This window comes from Kushneria pakistanensis (genome assembly GCF_014652795.1).
GTDB classification, from domain to species: Bacteria; Pseudomonadota; Gammaproteobacteria; order Pseudomonadales; family Halomonadaceae; genus Kushneria; species Kushneria pakistanensis.
In genome coordinates this window covers 353,544-371,128 of the sequence record NZ_BMZM01000004.1, presented here as the reverse complement: position 1 = coordinate 371,128, position 17,585 = coordinate 353,544, and the positions used below count along the sequence as shown (strand labels likewise).

At 57.7% G+C, this 17,585-nt stretch carries 20 protein-coding genes; 7 read left to right on the top strand and 13 right to left on the bottom strand.

What is annotated here, in order from left to right; all coding sequences use genetic code 11:
- Positions 1–28: 28 nt before the first annotated feature.
- The 4 genes from fliO (at position 29) to fliR (ending at position 2,480) form a co-directional block, all read left to right on the top strand.
- Positions 29–565 carry a flagellar biosynthetic protein FliO gene (gene fliO, locus IE123_RS15270; RefSeq protein ID WP_229819804.1) on the top strand — a complete coding sequence of 179 codons (537 nt, stop codon included), beginning with the start codon at positions 29–31 and terminating at the stop codon, positions 563–565.
- The gene (fliP, locus tag IE123_RS15265) at positions 562–1,347 is read left to right on the top strand and encodes a flagellar type III secretion system pore protein FliP (protein WP_373295808.1); all 786 of its coding nucleotides are present in this window, start codon (positions 562–564) and stop codon (positions 1,345–1,347) included. The genes fliO and fliP overlap by 4 nt, the downstream gene beginning before the upstream one ends.
- 69 nt (positions 1,348–1,416) lie before the next feature.
- Positions 1,417–1,686, top strand: coding sequence for a flagellar biosynthesis protein FliQ (gene fliQ / locus IE123_RS15260; RefSeq protein WP_115853248.1), 270 nt, complete (start codon positions 1,417–1,419; stop codon positions 1,684–1,686).
- Positions 1,687–1,697: 11 nt separating this feature from the next.
- Positions 1,698–2,480: a flagellar biosynthetic protein FliR gene (gene fliR, locus IE123_RS15255; RefSeq protein ID WP_189519767.1), complete on the top strand. Its 783-nt coding sequence runs from the start codon at positions 1,698–1,700 to the stop codon at positions 2,478–2,480.
- Between the two features lie 201 nt (positions 2,481–2,681).
- Here the strand turns inward: fliR and flgL are convergent, their stop codons facing one another.
- The 11 genes from flgL to flgB all read right to left on the bottom strand — a co-directional run bounded on the left by flgL (position 2,682) and on the right by flgB (position 13,035).
- Positions 2,682–3,623 carry a flagellar hook-associated protein FlgL gene (gene flgL, locus IE123_RS15250; RefSeq protein WP_189519764.1) on the bottom strand — a complete coding sequence of 314 codons (942 nt, stop codon included), beginning with the start codon at positions 3,621–3,623 and terminating at the stop codon, positions 2,682–2,684.
- A gap of 14 nt (positions 3,624–3,637) precedes the next feature.
- The gene (gene flgK / locus IE123_RS15245) at positions 3,638–5,269 is read right to left on the bottom strand and encodes a flagellar hook-associated protein FlgK (RefSeq protein ID WP_189519762.1); all 1,632 of its coding nucleotides are present in this window, start codon (positions 5,267–5,269) and stop codon (positions 3,638–3,640) included.
- 104 nt (positions 5,270–5,373) lie between these two features.
- Entirely contained in the window at positions 5,374–6,504 is a 1,131-nt protein-coding gene (gene flgJ, locus IE123_RS15240; protein ID WP_189519760.1) for a flagellar assembly peptidoglycan hydrolase FlgJ, read from the bottom strand.
- On the bottom strand, positions 6,504–7,634 hold the full coding sequence (locus tag IE123_RS15235; protein WP_189519758.1) for a flagellar basal body P-ring protein FlgI: 1,131 nt from the start codon (positions 7,632–7,634) through the stop codon (positions 6,504–6,506). Before IE123_RS15235 ends, flgJ begins: the two co-directional genes overlap by 1 nt.
- A 15-nt stretch (positions 7,635–7,649) precedes the next feature.
- The gene (locus IE123_RS15230; RefSeq protein WP_373295807.1) at positions 7,650–8,318 is read right to left on the bottom strand and encodes a flagellar basal body L-ring protein FlgH; all 669 of its coding nucleotides are present in this window, start codon (positions 8,316–8,318) and stop codon (positions 7,650–7,652) included.
- 54 nt (positions 8,319–8,372) lie between these two features.
- Positions 8,373–9,155 (bottom strand): flagellar basal-body rod protein FlgG, encoded by a 783-nt coding sequence (gene flgG, locus IE123_RS15225; RefSeq protein ID WP_189519754.1) that lies wholly within the window; start codon positions 9,153–9,155, stop codon positions 8,373–8,375.
- Positions 9,156–9,227: 72 nt separating this feature from the next.
- Positions 9,228–9,974, bottom strand: a complete 747-nt coding sequence (locus IE123_RS15220) for a flagellar basal body rod protein FlgF (RefSeq protein WP_189519752.1) — start codon at positions 9,972–9,974, stop codon at positions 9,228–9,230.
- 209 nt (positions 9,975–10,183) lie between these two features.
- Positions 10,184–11,401, bottom strand: coding sequence for a flagellar hook protein FlgE (gene flgE, locus IE123_RS15215; protein WP_189519750.1), 1,218 nt, complete (start codon positions 11,399–11,401; stop codon positions 10,184–10,186).
- A gap of 81 nt (positions 11,402–11,482) precedes the next feature.
- Entirely contained in the window at positions 11,483–12,163 is a 681-nt protein-coding gene (locus IE123_RS15210) for a flagellar hook assembly protein FlgD (protein ID WP_189519748.1), read from the bottom strand.
- Positions 12,164–12,186: 23 nt separating this feature from the next.
- Positions 12,187–12,591 carry a flagellar basal body rod protein FlgC gene (gene flgC, locus IE123_RS15205; protein ID WP_115853258.1) on the bottom strand — a complete coding sequence of 135 codons (405 nt, stop codon included), beginning with the start codon at positions 12,589–12,591 and terminating at the stop codon, positions 12,187–12,189.
- A gap of 21 nt (positions 12,592–12,612) precedes the next feature.
- The gene (gene flgB, locus IE123_RS15200; RefSeq protein WP_189519746.1) at positions 12,613–13,035 is read right to left on the bottom strand and encodes a flagellar basal body rod protein FlgB; all 423 of its coding nucleotides are present in this window, start codon (positions 13,033–13,035) and stop codon (positions 12,613–12,615) included.
- 208 nt (positions 13,036–13,243) lie between these two features.
- On the opposite strand from flgB, the gene flgA reads away from it, so the two are divergent.
- The 3 genes from flgA to IE123_RS15185 all read left to right on the top strand — a co-directional run bounded on the left by flgA (position 13,244) and on the right by IE123_RS15185 (position 14,882).
- Entirely contained in the window at positions 13,244–13,957 is a 714-nt protein-coding gene (flgA, locus tag IE123_RS15195; protein WP_189519743.1) for a flagellar basal body P-ring formation chaperone FlgA, read from the top strand.
- A 157-nt stretch (positions 13,958–14,114) separates the two neighbouring features.
- Entirely contained in the window at positions 14,115–14,387 is a 273-nt protein-coding gene (gene flgM, locus IE123_RS15190; protein ID WP_229819803.1) for a flagellar biosynthesis anti-sigma factor FlgM, read from the top strand.
- 39 nt (positions 14,388–14,426) lie between these two features.
- Entirely contained in the window at positions 14,427–14,882 is a 456-nt protein-coding gene (locus IE123_RS15185; protein ID WP_189519739.1) for a flagella synthesis protein FlgN, read from the top strand.
- 172 nt (positions 14,883–15,054) lie between these two features.
- On the opposite strand, the gene IE123_RS15180 is transcribed toward IE123_RS15185, so the two are convergent.
- Positions 15,055–15,486 carry a flagellar protein FlhE gene (locus IE123_RS15180; RefSeq protein WP_189519737.1) on the bottom strand — a complete coding sequence of 144 codons (432 nt, stop codon included), beginning with the start codon at positions 15,484–15,486 and terminating at the stop codon, positions 15,055–15,057.
- Positions 15,483–17,567: a flagellar biosynthesis protein FlhA gene (flhA, locus tag IE123_RS15175; protein ID WP_189519735.1), complete on the bottom strand. Its 2,085-nt coding sequence runs from the start codon at positions 17,565–17,567 to the stop codon at positions 15,483–15,485. The genes IE123_RS15180 and flhA overlap by 4 nt, the downstream gene beginning before the upstream one ends.
- Positions 17,568–17,585: the final 18 nt, after the last annotated feature.

The window sequence follows — 17,585 nt, the reverse complement described above, 5'->3', positions numbered from 1 at the left end:
CCTTGAATGAAACGATGTGAGTCATCCCATGACCGACAGCCACACGCGCGAGGCCGCCGCCTCGCCTGCTTCAGAATTCGCCAGCCACTTCGAAGACGGCCCGTTTGAGGCCCGGGCGCTGGAAAGCGCTCACCATGTTGGCACCGCACATGTCGCGGTCATGCCTGCCACCCGGCCAACGCCCTCCGCTCAGGACAATGGCCTGGGCATGGCGGGACTGGGCAAGACGGCACTGGGTCTGGCGCTGGTACTTTTGCTGATCTGGGGACTTGGCGCACTCATCAAGCGCATGGGGCCGGGTCGGCGTCTTCAGGGACAATCACTTCGCATTGTGGCCAGCCAGACTGTCGGCGCTCGCGAGCGCGTTGTCGTCGTGGAAGTAGACAACACCTGGCTGGTACTGGGGGTGGCACCCGGCAGCATCAATCGACTTCACGAGATGCCTGCCAGATCGCCGGTATCACCTGGTGATGATACACCGGTCGAGCCGGGCACCTTTGATCGTCCGTCCTTTTCCGAAAGCTTCAAGCGTGCGCTCTCACAGCGCTTTGATAGGCGCCCATGACTCTCTCTGCCCTGCTCCGTCGTCTGCCTTACTGGACCCGATACAGCCTGCCGACACTGATGCTGTTGCTGGCCATGGTCATATCACTGCCAACATATGCCTCGGCCGAGTTTCCGGCCATGACCAGTCAGCCACTCGATGGTGGCGGCCAGTCCTGGAGTCTTTCCGTCGAGACATTGGTACTCTTGAGCTCGATGGCCTTTCTGCCGGCCGCGCTTTTGATGATGACCGGTTTTACTCGCATCATCATCGTGCTGGGGCTTTTACGCAGCGCGCTGGGCACGCAATCTTCACCGCCCAATCAGGTGCTGGTCGGCCTGGCCCTGTTTCTGACCTTTTTTGTCATGTCACCGGTCTTTGAGCAGATCTACGAAACCGCCTGGCAGCCGCTGTCGGAAGGCAATATCGGGATGCCGCAGGCGATTGAGACCGGTAGCCAGCCGCTGCGGGAGTTCATGCTGCATCAGACGCGCGAAAGTGATATCGCCATGTTTGCCGGCATCGCCAACATGCCGGCCATGGACGGCCCGGAGGATGTGCCCATGCGTCTGCTATTGCCTTCCTTTGTCACCAGTGAGCTGAAAACCGCCTTTCAGATCGGCTTTACGATCTTTATTCCCTTTCTGATTATCGATCTGGTCGTGGCCAGTGTGCTGATGGCACTGGGGATGATGATGGTGCCACCGGCTATCGTGTCGCTACCCTTCAAGCTGATGCTGTTTGTACTGGTGGATGGCTGGGGGCTTCTGATGGGGTCGCTGGCACAGAGTTTTTATATGTAGGCATGGCCATGGCGGCCGGGCGTTTTCGGGGCGAAGCCCCTTGGTATCTCGACTTCAAGGAGTGGTCTCATGACACCGGAAATGGTAATGAGCCTTGCCTATCGCGGCATGATGCTGACACTTTTGATTGCCGCCCCGCTGCTGCTGGTGGCGCTGACGGTGGGCTTGCTGGTGAGCCTTTTTCAGGCGGCCACCCAGATCAATGAAATGACCCTTTCCTTTATTCCCAAGATTCTGGCGGTCTTCACGACGTTGATCATTGGCGGGTCCTGGATGCTGGGAACGCTGTCCGACTTCACTCGGGAGCTTTTCAACAACATTCCCGGCATGATCGGCTAGAGGGCACTGCCTTGCTGGAGATTACTTCCGCCCAGCTTGACGCCTGGTTAACGGCCTTTCTCTGGCCCTTTGTCAGAATGCTGGCGTTTATCGGCACCTCCCCCATCTTTGGCGAAAACGCCATTCCCAACACTGCCAAGGTGGGTCTTGCCTTTGCCCTGACCATTATCGTGGCGCCCGTACTCCCGCCGATGCCGGACGTTCCCCCTGCCTCCTGGGCAGGCATCATGATCATCATCCAGCAGTTCATCATTGGTGCTGCGCTGGGTCTGGTCATGCGGCTGGTATTCGCTGCCGTTCAGGCCGCCGGTGACTATATTGCCCTGCAGATGGGCCTTTCCTTTGCCTCGTTCTACTCCCCGGAAGCCCAGGGAACGACCACGGTGCTGGCACGCTTTCTCAACATGATTGCGATACTCATGTTCATGGCCCTTAACGGCCATACCATCATGATCCGGATTCTGATCGAGACCTTCACGCGCCTGCCGATTGGCGCCGAAGGCCTTGAGCCCGCCGGCTTTGATGCGATCGCGCGCTGGGGAAGCTTCATCTTCTCGGCTGGCTTTCTCATGGCCATGCCGGTCCTGACAGCGCTCTTGATCATCAATATCTCGATGGGCATCCTCAATCGAGCCTCACCGCAGTTTTCGGTCTTCTCGGTGGGCTTTCCCATTACCCTGACGACCGGCGTCACCCTTCTGACCTTCATGACACCGGAACTGGGCATGGTCTTTCAGCGCATGTTTGAAAGCGCACTCAATCAGATGGTCAGCGTCACTGAATTGTTCTCCTGACATTGGCATCTACCCGGCCAGCGGTAGTTCTGACCCTACTCGTGCTTCTGTCGGATGAAAAAGCAGATAGTGTCAGACATCATGGTCGATAGATTTTTCGACGCCATACCTTGTGCAGATTGTGCAGTAGCCAGGCAATGAAAAACCCCCGTACTGAATATCAGCGCGGGGGTTTTGAGTATGTAGCGACCAGGTTCAGCCTTATCTGATCAGGCTGAACAGCGAGGTCTGTTGTGTCTGCATGAACATCTTCTGGGAGGCTTCAAGCCCGATCTGACCCAGCGTATAGCGGGAGATGGCTTCGGCATAATCCAGATCTTCCAGGTCAGAGAGCATGACCTTGTTGCTGATGGTGCGTGTATCGCCAATATCACCCAGCACTTCCAGTTCATTGAGCTTGCTGCCGATTGCCGAGCGTACGCTCAGGATGTTATCGCTGCCGCTGTCGATCTGGCGGTTGGCCTGGTCCAGGCTGGCACGCAGGGTATCCTGATTTTCCGCAGTCTGTGGCGTTCTCAGCGTCTCAATGGCTGTTTCAAATACCTTGAAAAGGTCACTCTGGGCATCGCCGCCCCTGGTGGCAGGTACCTTGAAGACTTCTGACCCGGCGGCGTTGACATTCATGCTGCGCGACGCATCAACCTGAACGTTCAGGGGTTGCGTATCGCCTGCATAGGTCACGACCTTGCCATCAGCGGCAGTTTCGAAAGGCTTCACATCGCCCTTTGAACCCGCGAACATGTAAAGCCCGCTGCTGTCTCTGGTATTGGCAAGGCCCAGCATCTGGTTGTAAAGCCCTTCAAGCTCGGTCGCCACCGAGGCACGATCACTATCGGTATAGGTGCCGTTACCGCCCTTGACGATCAGCCCCTTGGCGCTGACCAGCAGATCAGACATGCTGTTCAGGGTATTTTCCTGCAGGGACAGGGTGCTGTTGGCCGATGTCCGACCGCTCTTGTACTGCTCCTGCACGGCCTGGTCCTGCTTGACGATCAGGGCCTGTGACGCGGCGCGCGGATCATCGGACGGCGACACGATACGCTTGCCGTTGGCCACCTGCTCGCCCACTTTCGACAGATCGCTCTGGCGACCCTGCATCGCATTCTGGCTACGCTCGAACATCATTGAGGTACTGATACGCATTTAATTTATTCCCCTTAACGCATGATGCCGATCAGCGCGTTGAACATCTCCGAAGAGGCTCGGATCATCTGCGCGCTGGCACTGTAAAGCTGCTGATATTTGAGCATGTTGGCGGCCTCCTCATCGATATTGACCCCTGACACCGACTGCTGCGCGCTTTTAAGCTCTTGGGAAATCTGGGTCTGAGAGGCGTTGCTGCTCTTGAGCGTCGCCGTCTTGTTACCCACGTCACTGACCATCGAGGCATAAGCCGTATTCAGGCTGGTGCTGCCGTTGATCAGCTTTTCATTCTGGATATTGGCCATGGCCAGCGCATTGCTGTTGCCACGTACGCCCTCATTCAGGCTACCGCGGGCGGCAATCCCTTCTGGTGTCATCTCACTGCTGACACTCAGTTTGCCGGCCGCGTTGTCCAGTGGCTTGATGACGAAACTGTCGCCGTTGACAAGGCCTTCCGGAAGATTGATCTCAAGACCAACGTCTGCCGCGTTGACTGCCTGCCCGCTATCCAGACGCGTCAACGAATAACCATTGGCTGCGTTGCTGTTTGCCGTCAGCTTGTAGTTGCTGGCGGCCACCTTCGTGACATCGTCAGTGAACGTAACCGAAGGCACGCCATCGCTGCTGTTGGCCTTGCTGGCCACAACCGTCGGGGCGCTGGCGGTAAAGAGCGCCTTGCCGGCCTTGTCATCCAGGTCAAAACCACTGGTCTGTAGATCGTTGACACTGCTGGCCAGCGCATGGGCCATCTGATCCACACGCAGCTGCGTGGGCTCCAGCGACTGACTGCGAAACTGTACCAGCCCACCCAGTGTGCCGCCGCTCAGCCTGCTTTCATCAAGCTCAAACAGGTTGCCGTCGCTGGCCTTGAGTGCGACCACCTGACGGGTCGGATCATCTTCCGAGGCGACCATCTGCAGTGACTGTACCTGCTTGCCCGCTACCAGCGCCTGACCGGTGGAGAGCGACACCATGTACTGACCGTCCTGATCCACCACGGACACACCAACCAGTTCGCTCATTTTCGACACCAGCAAATCGCGCTGATCGAGCATGTCGTTGGGCGGTGTGCCGGTCTTGGCCTGGGTCTGGGTAATCTGAACGTTGAGTGTGGCAATCTGCCTTGAGTAGCTGTTGATCTCATCCACCGCACCGCCCATCTGCGCTACGGTGTTATCCGACATGTTCTTCAGGTAGCTGTCGGTGGCGCGAAACTGTGCCGTCATGCTTTCGGCGTTGCCCAGCATGGCCTGGCGTGCTGACGTATCAGCGGGGTTGTTGGCCATGGTCTGCACGCCCTTGAAAAAGGACTGCATCTGCTTGTTTAAACCGGCATCGCCATCGCCCAGCAGGTTATCAATCTGGGACATCTGGGCCAGATGCGACTTGCTGGCCCCCAGCTCACTGTTGGCTTCATTGAGCTGGGTGCTGAGATACTGCTGATACTGGCGCTGTACGCCGGTCACACTGACGCCACTGCCCGAAAAAAGGCCACCGGTATTGGTGCCCTTGGATTCGGTAAGTTCCGTAATCTGACGGTTGTAGCCCTGAGTATTAACGTTGGCAATGTTATTGCTTGTGGTATTCAGGCCAATCTGGGCTGCTCGCAACCCGCTCAGCGCTGTCCCCATCAATGAACCGGACATGGTGTTTCCTCGCACGCGCCCTTAAGGGTGTTATCTGTCATGTACTATCGGCCGATGGCCGGGAAATTTTAGAAAAACGTGTCCTGACCTACGGCTTCAATGTGTCAGAAAATCCGGCTGGCCTCGTTTTCAACGGCGTAGGCCATGGCGGCCCTTCGCTGTGTGGCTGCTGATATATCGCTTTCCTGACGGGGCGTCGTACGTGTGGCATACAGGGACTGAGGCCCTGTGCGCTCGTCACCCGGCATCTGAGCCATGATGGAGACCAGTTTTTCGCCATAGCGCGGGTCGGTCGCATAGCCACATTTTTGCAGGGCGTGGGCAGCGGCTTCAGGCGTACGCGCATCCAGCACCGGCTGATAACGCGGATTCTCGGTCAAAAGACGCGCATAGTCGGAAAACGCGGCTTCGTAGGAGTCATAAACACGGAAGGCGGCGCGCTCCTTGCGCGCCGTGCCCGCTTCAAACTCCGTAGTCATGACGCTGGCCCGGTCGCCCTGCCAGCTACCGGTGGCCTTGATATTGAAAAGGTTATGGCTGGCCTTGCCATCACTGGTGCGAATTTCTTTGGCACCCCAGCCGGTTTCAAGCGCGGCCTGCGCCAGAATCAGCTGGTGTGGAATGCCGGTACGCTCGCTGACCGCGCGCGCCGCGCTGCCCATTTTCGAGACAAACGAGGAGACGTGCGGTGCGACATCCGCCATCATCTTCTGATGCACCTCACGCCCCTGCAGGCCACCGCCCAGCGAGGCGTAGCCTTCAATCAGCGGCCCGCGTTTTTGCTCGGCAGGCTTGACCACATTGCTGGACGCTTCAAGACCCGCGTTGTACTTCAACTGCTCATCGCTCAACGGAATGGCAAACGCCGAGGGAATATTGCGTGACTGTGCCTTCAGCGTTTCCAGCGGATCATTGGGTGACGAACCGTCAGCCAAGGCACTGTCCTTCGACAACTGCTTGATCATCATGTCGGACAGTCCGATGCCCTGCTCGGAGAGATTCTGCGCCCACTGCTGATCCAGCATCTTGGTATAGGTATCCATGCTGTCGCTTTTGAGCAGATCGCTTTTGGGCATGGCATCACGCATGCTTTTCAGCATCTTTTGTAGAAACAGCGCCTCAAACTGCTGCGTGGTTTCCTTGAGGCTCTCCTGAGGGTTATCACGCGCGCTGTACTTGAGCTTCGAGAGCCCCTGCACGTCGAGCGCAAAACTTCCCCGACTATCCATCGCCATTAAATGATCTCCAGATCCGCGTTGAGCGCACCGGCCGATTTCAGCGCCTGAAGAATGGCCATCAGGTCATTGGGAGTAGCGCCCAGACGATTCAGGGCATCCACTACCTGACTCAGATCCGCTTCGCCACTAACAATGCTCAGCGCCCCGGACTCTTCCTGCACGTTGATGTCGGCATTGGGTACCACGGCAGTTTGCCCGCCTGACAAGGCATTCGGTTGGCTGATAATCGGGTTGGAATCGATCGTAATCGAGAGATTGCCATGGGCGATCGCCGCGCGATTAAGCGTCACCCGGGTATTCATCGCCACGGAACCTGTACGCGCGTTCATGATGACCTTCGGCGTGACCACACCCGGATCGACATCAATGTTTTGTACACGCGCCATGAAGGAGACCTGAGAGGCGCTATCCATGGGCGCGGCCAGCGAGATCACCCGCGAATTCTGAGCCACGGCAATGCCCTGACCCATGGCATTGTTGATGGCATTCATGGTGCGCAGGGCTGTATTGAAGTCGGCGTCCTTGAGCTCCAGGTTGATACGCCCCTGCTCGGCCATCTGCACCGGTACCGTACGCTCGATGGTGGCCCCTGCCGGGATACGACCGGACGAGGTCTGGTTGACCTGTACGCTGCTGCCGGCAGCCTGGGCACTGATGCCGGGAATGACCATGTTGCCCTGGGCCAGCGCATAGATCTGTCCGTCAGCGCCCTTGAGCGGGGTCATGAGCAGTGTGCCGCCTCGCAGGCTACGCGCATTACCGACCGAGGAAACGGTGATATCGAGACGCTGACCGGGGCTTGAAAACGGCGGCAGCTCGGCCGTGACCATGACGGCCGCGACGTTCTTGAGCTGCATGTTGGTGCCGGCCGGAATCGTGACACCCAGCTCGGAGAGCATGTTGGTCACCGACTGCCCGGTAAAGGGCGCCTGCATGGTCTGATCACCGGTGTTGTCCAGACCCACGACCAGGCCATAGCCGACCAGCGGGTTAGAGCGCACACCTTCAAAAGTGGCAATGTCACCCAGTCGGGCCGCCTGCGCCTGACAGGCCATTCCCATCAGGGCACAACCACTCAGAAGCAGCGCCGCACAACGCAGGGAGACGGATTTCAACATTGCCATCATTGTGAAGATCCTCGATCAGAACGGTGAAATATTGAGGAAGAAGCGCTGCAGCCAACCCATCGTCTGCGCCTCATTGATATAGCCATCGCCGTAGTACTCAAGTCGTGCATCTGCGACCTGAGTCGACGGCACGGTATTGAGCCCGGTAATCGTGCGCGGGTTGACGGTACCCGAAAAACGAATGTACTCGGTGCCCTGATTGATCCCGATACGCTTCTCACCGGCCACCTGGAAATTGCCGTTGGGCAACACATTCATGACCGTTGTGGTGATGGTGCCGGTAAAGGTATTGGACGCATTCGCACCGCCCTGCCCCTGGAAGGTATTGGTGCCGGAAAGGCTGGTCGTCTGACCATCCAGCAGCCCGCCGATGACGCGAGGCGTGGCCTCAAGGCCAAGCGCTGTCGAGCCGTTCCGACTGGCATTGGCAGCAGAGCTTTTGGTGGCGCTGACGTTTTCGTTGAGCACGATGGTCAGAATGTCGCCCACACCACGGGGGCGACGATCCTCAAACAGCGGCCGCGTGTAGTTGCTCTGATAGATCGAGCCGTTGGCCACCGGCATCGGTGGAAGCTGAGGCGGTGCCGTTGTCGGGCCTTCTACCACGTTTTGCCGCGGGATCTGGGCACAGGCCACCATGGTCATGGCCAGGCAGGCCACCAGAAGCAGCTTCCACAAACGCATGTATCGCATCATTGATCCCCGGTTACCCCTGCACGAATGCATCAACATCCCCTGTCAGAGCTGGGTCAGACGACCCAGCATCTGGTCGACGGTCGACACGGCCTTGGAGTTGATTTCGTAGGCCCGCTGCGTCTCGATCATGTTGACCATCTCCTCCACCACATTGACGTTGGAGGTTTCTACAAAGCCCTGATAAATCGTGCCGGCACCGTTGTTGCCGGGGATGCTGTCATTACGCGGGCCCGAGGCGTCGGTCTCGAGATAAAGGTTGTCACCGATGCTTTCCAGACCGGTCGGGTTGATAAAGGTGGTCAGCTGCAGCTGGCCGACCTGCTGACTGGCCGCATTGCCGGGCACCGTGACCGAGACCAGACCGTCATTGGCAATCGACACCGACAGTGCGTTGGCCGGAATCACGATACCCGGATCCACCGGAAAGCCGTTGGCCGTCACCAGCTGGCCATCCTGATTGACCTGGAAGGCGCCGTCACGGGTAAAGGCGTTGGTGCCGTCCGGCATCTGGATGGCAAAAAAGCCATCACCACGGATGGCGACATCCTTGGTATTGCCGGTCTGTTCCAGGTTGCCCTGGGTGTGCAGACGCTCGGTGGCCACGGCACGTACGCCGGTACCAATCTGAAGCCCGGAAGGCAGATTGGTCTGCACCGAAGACATCGAGCCCGGCTGGCGCAGGTTTTGATACAAAAGATCCTCGAACACGGCGCGCGAGCGCTTGAAGCCATTGGTCGAGACGTTGGCCAGGTTATTGGAAATGACGTCCATGTTGGTTTGCTGGGCATCAAGACCGGTTTTGGCAATCCAGAGGGCATTAATCATCTTTTTCTCCATTCACCGGACATGATCCAGTGACTTCATGTGCCTGGTCAGGACCGTCATGGCCCGGACGCATCAATTCATCGAAAGCAGTGAGTTGGCGCGCTGATCGTTCTCATCGGCAGTCGTCAGCACCTTCATGTTCATCTCAAAGCGCCGGGCCGTGTCGATCATGGCGACCATGGCTTCGGTCGGATTAACGTTGCTGCCCTCGAGCGTGCCGCTGATCACCTGAATGTCCTCATCACGTGGCAGGCCACCCATGGGGCCACCCTGCGCATTCCAGGCACCAAACAGGCCATCTTCACGTCGGGCCATGCGGCCATCCGGGTTACTGGCCAGCATCAGTCGACCGACTTCGGCCTGTACCTGAGTGCCGGCTTCCCGAGCGGAAATGGTGCCGTCACCGGCAATCGACACCTCGGCATTAAGTGGCAGGATGATGGGCCCGTCTTCTCCCATTACCGGACGCCCCTGAGACATCAGCATGCCGGTCGCATCGACCTGTAGCGCACCATTGCGGGTGTAGGCCGTTTCACCGTTATTGGCCTGCACCGCCAGCCAGCCGTCGCCATTGATGGCAACGTCAAGTGCACGCCCTGTAGTGGTGAAGGAGCCGGGCGTAAAGTCGGAGCCGGGGGTTGAATCAGACGTAATGGCACGCGTGGCGTAGCCTGCACCGTTGACCGGTACCGCACGAGCGGCACTGAGTTCGGCACGAAAGCCGCTGGTCGAGACATTGGCCATGTTGTTGGCAACGGCAGACTGCCGCTCCAGACTCTGTTTGGCGCCCGACATGGCGGTATAGATGATTCTGTCCATGACCCGCTCCGAAAAGCTTGAAGAAGTATCGTGGCCGGCGTTTGGAGGGTGTAACCAAATGCCCGCCCTTTGTGACGCCTAGTAAACACGCAAACGCGTCTTCTCAAAGGCACAAGAAAGGCACGAGAAAGGTCGTATTTCGTGAACTGTAAAAAGGGATCAAAAAAATGACCGGCCCTGAGGCCGGTCGTTTTACTGCATGGCAAGACTTAGCGCAGGCTGACCATGGTCTGCAGGATCTGGTCCTGCGTCTTGATGGTCTGCGCATTGGCCTGATAGTTGCGCTGCGCCACGATCATGGTGACCAGCTCGGACGCCAGATCGACGTTGGAGCTTTCAAGCGTTTGCGACAGCAGCGAGCCCAGCTGACCGGTACCGGCACTGCCCAGCAGCTCCTGACCGGAGTTGGTGGTCGCCACCCAGGCGTTGTTGCCATCGGGCTTGAGGCCCTGCTCGTTGGTAAAACTGGCCAGCGCGACACGACCCAGTGCACGACTCTGGTTGTTGGAGTACTTGCCCATCACATCGCCGTTATCGGCAATCGAGATACCTGTCAGGCTGCCTGCTGCGTAACCATTCTGACCGGCGGCCTTGACCACAAAACTGCCACTGTTTTGCGTCACATTGGCAAGGTCAATGTTGGCATTGATATTGGCAGCACCGTTATTCGGGTTAAATGACAGATTCAGCGTATCGCCACCGGTAATCTTGCCATTTTCGTTAAACGTCAGATTCGAGGTGCCTACCTCATTGCCCTTGTTCAGAGCATGTACTGTCCAGCTGTTATCAGCTGTTGCTGATTTTACGAAGTACATGTTGACCTGCTGGGCATTACCCTGCGAGTCATAGGTCGTCAGTGACGTCTGCCAGTTGTAGCTTTTGGGGTTGGTCGCATCGAAGGCGATCGCATTGCCGTTGGTATCCACCTTGGCCGTATCGGTCGAATTCAGGTTAAAGGTCATGCTGCCGCTGGTCGTCGCGCTGGCGTCCAGATCGCCCTGGGCGACCTGAATAGCTACTGGCTGGGCGCCGGCCAGTACCACCGGGTTGGCAGAGGTCGGATCATCAACCGGATAGCCTGTCAGCTTGCCACCAGTGTTGTTGACCAGAAAGCCATTGGAATCCATCTGGAACTGGCCATTGCGCGAATAGGTCACCTGCTGACCGTCGGTCAGGCGGAAGAAGCCGCCCCCCTGAATCGCCAGGTCAAGATCACGATCGGTCGTTTCAAGCGCACCCTGGGAAAAGCCCTGAGTGATGGCCGACACCTGCACACCAAGACCTGCCTTGGCGCCGGCATAAAGATCAGCAAACTCGGTACGGCTTTTCTTGAAGCCGACGGTCTGTGAGTTGGCAATGTTGTGGCCGATGGTATCCAGCTGACTGGAAGCTGCATTAAGACCACTAACGCCCTGTGTAAAAGCCATGATTCATCCTCTGATTAAAGTCGTCTCACCGGCAATGCCGTGTGGATCATCAGGACGCGCAACACCGCGCCCGGTGGTGCGTTAAAGAATCTGTTTGACGTCGTTGAAGGCGACGCTGCCCATGTTGGGCCCCAGGTCCAGCTTCGTAGCGTTATTGGCCGTCATTACGCCGCTGACGTACCCGTACTGAAGGGCACGTGAGGCCACGGCCCGCCCGCTGCCATCAGTAGCCGCGATAGTAACCTGATAGGTGCCATCCTCGACGCGGGCATTGGTGGTATCCGTGCCATCCCAGTTAAAGGACTGTACGCCGGCCTTGATTTCACCCAGATCGTACTGGTTGATGGTCCGACCAGAGCCATCCGTAATGGTCGCCGTTACCTTGGCGGCATCGCCGTCAAGCTCGATTCCGAACGGCAGTACGGTATTGTTGCCCACATGTATTTTGTTGCCTTCTACCAGCACGCCACGACCCACCATGGCGCCGGCCTGCAGTTTCTGCGAGGCATCAATCTGACCCGTGATACTGGCCAGCGTGTTGTTGAGCTTGTCGATACCACTGACCGTATTGATCTGCGCAATCTGCGAGGTGAACTCCGAGTTTTCCATCGGATTGAGCGGATCCTGATTCTTGAGCTGTGCCACCAGAAGGCTCATGAACTCCTCGCCCAGTTCACTGGCGCTGGTCGCGCCCATCCCCTTGCTGCCTACCGTGGAACTGGTGCCGTTGATCTGGCCCACCAGAGAGCTGTCAAATGCCATGTTTCACTCCTTGATGACCCGATTTACTGACCCAGCGTCAGCGTCTTGAGCATCAGTGTCTTGTTGGTGTTGAGCACTTCGACGTTGGCCTGATAAGAGCGCGCCGCCGAGATCATGTTGACCATTTCAGACGTGGTATCCACGTTGGGCATGCTGACGTAGCCCTGATCATCAGCCGCCGGATTTTTCGGGTCATAAAGGCGCCGAAACTCGCTTTGATCTTCACTGATACCCGCCACGCGCACGCCGCCGATCTGCTGGCCCGGCTCGCCGGCCATTTCAAAGGTCAGCTGCCTGGCACGGTACGGCTGTCCATCCGGACCCGCGACGCTATCAGCATTGGCAAGGTTGCTGGCCGTCACGTTCATACGCTGTGACTGCGCCGACAGCGCCGATCCTGATATGTTGAAAACGTTAAAAAGACTCATTGACTACTCTCCTGTCGGTTATCAGGACTCGCGCTGCATGGCGTTTTTGAGGCCCTGCAATCGACTGGTCAGAAACTGGACATCAGCCTGGTAATGCACCGCGTTGTCTGCGAAGTTGACGCGCTCCATGTCCATGTCGACCGTATTGCCATCAAGACTGGGCTGTGTCGGATTGCGATACAGCATGTCCATGACGCCTGCGCTGCCATTGGCCTGAGCCGGAATATGTCGGCTGGACGTCATGCGCAATGACAGCCCACTCTGCCCTTCTGCCCGCCCCTGATTGACGACGCGATCCAGTTCGCTTTTGAAGTCAAAATCGCGCGCCTTGTAACCGGGGGTATCGGCGTTGGCAATATTGGCTGACAGTACTTCCTGGCGCTCGGCACGCAGGTTAAGAGACTGCTGCAGGACGTTGAGTGAGGCATTGAGCCGGTCGATCATGGGAGTCGCTCCGTTGCGCCATGAATCATTAAGACAACAAAGGTTACTTTCACTTACCTTCTGGAATGAGCGCAGCATAGAGAGCAAGCAACCTTCACCATTGAATGAAAAGGCTGCTTTTTAGGGGTCATTTCGCGCACTGTTTTTTTTGGCACTTCTCTAGAATGCCCAGCATCCGGGTAACCGTTTGATGACAACAGGCCATTTCATGTCGCTGCCTTTCACCATGCGCTCGCATTACAGCCGCTACCGTCGCCTTGCTGGCCTTGTGCTGGTAGCAACAGGGTTTACCTGCGCATCGGTTCAGGCAGGTGAACAGGTCATTTACGATGTCATTGAAGGGTTTTTGCTGGAGCAGACAGCTAGTGAAAGCGGCGATATCACCATCGATATTACCCCTTCACCGGCGGCCGCCATGGCCTGTCGGGCACCTTCACCCTTTCTGCCGGGACGCGGAGGCAAGATCTCGGGGCGCACCTCGGTAGGGGTACGCTGCCCGGGCGATGCACCGGAAACGCGTTATTTTCAGGCCTATGTCCATATCAATGGGCCGTACCCGGTCGTCAATCGCGATATCGCCCCCGGTGATGTGATTGGAGAAAACGATCTTGACTGGCAGGAAGGCGACCTGACCCGGCTTTCCAGTCGATTGATTACCGATGCCTCCCAGCTGGTGGGACAGGTCGCGCAGCGGCGTATTGCGGCCGGCCAGCCATTTCAGGCAGGCATGGTCAAGGCCCCTGTAGTGATTCAGCGCGGCGCAAAGGTCGCTTTGCTGATAAAGGGCAATGGATTCATGATCAGCAGTAGCGGCCAAGCGTTGAATGACGCAGGCCTTGGTGAAAGTGTTCGGGTTAAAATGCCCTCTGGCAGCATTATCAATGGTGAGGCAAGTCGCGACGGGCTGGTGGAGGTTAACTAGTCCCGAAGGCAGCATCATTACGCAGCGGTATCCATTTGACACCTTTCGTTACGCAGACGGGTTAAAGAACGTGCCCGCGATGTCGATAATGGGTATAACAGCGCGTGCCTGCGCCCCTTATCAGCTCACCCGAGTGAGCGCTTCGGAGAGCATGAAGATGAAAATTGACAGCAATAACAGTTCGATCAACCGCATCGCCAGCCCGGTATCGGTATCGCGTGTGACTACACCTGAAGCCGGCAAGACCGAGCAGAGTGCCGCCACCCGCTGGGTACCTTCCAGTGCCCATGATGGCTCCAAAGACATTGATACAGTTCGCGTCAATGAACTGCGCCAGGCCATTCGGGACGGCAGCTTTGAGGTTGATACCGGAAAAATTGCCGATGGCCTGATCGCAAGCGCCCAGGAGCTGCTTTCGAACAAGGGCTAAGGCATTCCCTTTGCTTTAACGCCTTTGGAGAACACGTGGATGAACGATTACGCCAATATCCTTGATCAGATCGATGAAGCCCTCGGGCGCTTCGTCGATTTACTGGATCAGGAGGCCGAGCTGTTGGAAAGCCATCCGGTCGACATTGAAGCCCTGCTGCAGGTCTGTGAGCACAAGGGATCTGCAATGGTCAGACTGGATCAGCTTGAGCGCGCTCGAAGCACACTGCTCGAAAGCCGCGGCCTCAGCGCGGATCGCGCCACAAGTGATCGCGCTGCCATCAAACTCGAACTCAACGAGATCTGGCAGCGCATCATCGAGCGCACCGAAGCCGCCGCACAACGTAATCGTCTCAACGGGTTTGTTATCGGCCGGCGGCTGGATTTTCACAGTCGAGCTCTTAACTTTCTTCAGACCGCTGCCGGCATGACCATGTATGGCCCCAACGGCCGCCAGCACAATATCGGCCGCTCCAGCACCCATCTTGTCGGCTGACAAGCGTACACAAGTAGTGCATAACAAAAAGGCCGCGCCATCAACATGGCGCGGCCTTTTCACTTTTTGGCCTTTCCTTTTGTATTGTTGCCGGTTGCCATTGCGTATTCCGGTGTTCGCTTTTTTGAGCAGGACATCAATACCCTGCCCGATCAGTTACCGCTGTTGAGTTCTATTGTGCCTGCATGCGGTAATTGATAAATACCTGCGCCGCCCCACCCTGCACCGGCCGCTTGAGCATACCTTCACCCGGCAATACGAAATGTAGTGACAGCGGTGTATTCGCCGGCAGCCCCGCAAGCGCATCGGTACTACCACGGGCCATGGACAGCGACTCGCATACTGACGGCGTGCACAGCCACGCCGCGGGCATGACGGCGCCTGGTGTCAGCTCGTAGTGCCAGGAAAGCTCGGTTAACACGCCATCTGCCGGAGCAGTGTCGGCAGGTATCAACGCCACCCGATACTCGCGACCCTTCTGGGCCATGTCAGGGACACTGCCCTGAGCAGGAATGGCGCCACCAGCGCTGGCATCAGCCTGCGCCGGTGACAGTACCAGTACGATAGTGATCATGAGCCATCGGGGCAGCTGATGCCGGGTCATGCCTGCCCCCCGATAATGGCGGTCACGCGAATCTGGCGCTCTTCAGGAATTTCTGCCTGCGAGAGTACGACCAGACGTGGCAGACGTCGGCGCAAAAAGCGTGACAGAAGCGCGCGCACGCCATGCTGCACCACCAGAACTGCCGGCAGGCCCCGCTCTTCCTGGCGCTGGACAGCAGTTTCTGCCTGCTGAAGCAGGGTATCGGCAAGTCCGGGCTCCAGCGCCCCACCGTTGTTGAGCGCCTGCATCAGCATTTTTTCCAGGTCAACATCCAGACTGATGACTTCGGCAGCCTCCTGACCGGGGAAGTACTGCTGCGTGATAGCACGGCCCAACGCCAATCGTACGGCAGCCGTCAGTTCCATGGCATCCGTCGTATGGGCAGCGTGATCGGCCAGCGTATCAATAATGGTGCGCATATCACGGATCGAGACGTCTTCTGACAGCAGCTGCTGCAGGATGCGGGTCAGCGTGGTCAACGAAATCAGCTTGGGCACGACCTCCTCGACCAGATTCGGCGACTCTTTTGTCAGGCGATCCAGCAGCTTCTGGGTTTCACTGCGCCCCATCATTTCGCTGGCATGTTCACCCAGCAGATGATTCAGATGGGTCGCAACGACCGTGCTGGCATCCACCACGGTGAAGCCCTGCATCTGTGCCTGATCGCGCTGATTGGCATCAATCCATGTCGCAGGCAGACCAAACGCCGGATCCTTTGTCGTGCGCCCTTCAAGACTGCCCATCGCCTGACCGGGGTCAATGGCCAGATACTGCCCCGGCCATGCCTCACCCTCGCCGATCAGTACGCCATTGAGCGCGATGCGATACTGCTGCGGCTGCAATGACAGGTTATCGCGGATATGGACCACCGGCGGCAGGAAACCTACCTCCTGAGCAAACTTCTTGCGCAGGCTCTTGATGCGTTTCAGAAGTTCGCCATCCTGATTCTGATCCACCAGCGGGATCAGGCGATGACCGACCTCAAGCCCCAGCGGATCCACCAGCTGTACATCGTCCCAGCTGGCTTCGTGGCTGTCCGTTGCAGCGGCCGGCGCTGGCTTTGCGTCCTCTACGATGGCGGCTTCCTGCTTTTTCTTGTTCAGATACCAGCCCAGACCGCCCAGCATGGCGGTGAACGTCAAAAATACCAGGTTAGGCATACCGGGAATGATCCCCAGCAGACCGACAACGCCTGCCGTTAGATAGAGCACACGGGGGTTGGTAAAAAGCTGGCCCAGCAGCTGCTGGCCGACATCCTGTTCGGTATTGACGCGCGAGACGGTAACACCGGCTGCGGTAGAGATAATCAGGGCCGGGATCTGACCGACCAGACCATCCCCGATGGTCAACAGCGTATAGGTATGGGCAGCATCACCCACCGACATGCCATGCTGGGCCACGCCCACGACCAGTCCACCCACGATGTTGATAACCATGATCAGAATGCCGGCCACGGCATCACCACGCACGAACTTGCTGGCACCATCCATGGAGCCGAAGAACTCGGCTTCCTGGGCAATCTCGCTACGCCGCGCACGGGCATGCTTTTCATCGATCAGGCCGGCATTGAGGTCGGCATCGATGGCCATCTGTTTACCGGGCATGGCATCAAGCGTAAAGCGGGCGCCCACTTCGGCAATACGGCCGGCACCCTTGGTGATAACCATGAAGTTAATGACGACCAGAATCACGAACACCACCAGACCCACGGCAAAGTTGCCGCCCACCAGAAATTCGGCAAAGGCCTCGATGACCTTGCCGGCAGCGTCCCCGCCGTTGTGGCCTTCCAGCAGTACAACACGGGTGGATGCGACGTTCAGCGATAGCCGCAGCAGCGTTGAAAACAAGAGCACCGCCGGGAAGGCAGCAAACTCGAGCGGCTTGGTGGTGAACATGCTCACCAGCAGCACCATGATCGACAGCGCAATATTGAAGGTAAACAGCATGTCGAGAATAAATGGTGGCAGCGGCAGCACCATCATCGACAGGATCATGAGAATCAGGACAGGGCCGGCCAGAAACTTCAGCTGGCTGCTCTGGGTCAGGCCACCACGGGAAAACAGTGCACTCAATGCATTCATGTCAGCGATGACCTGTCA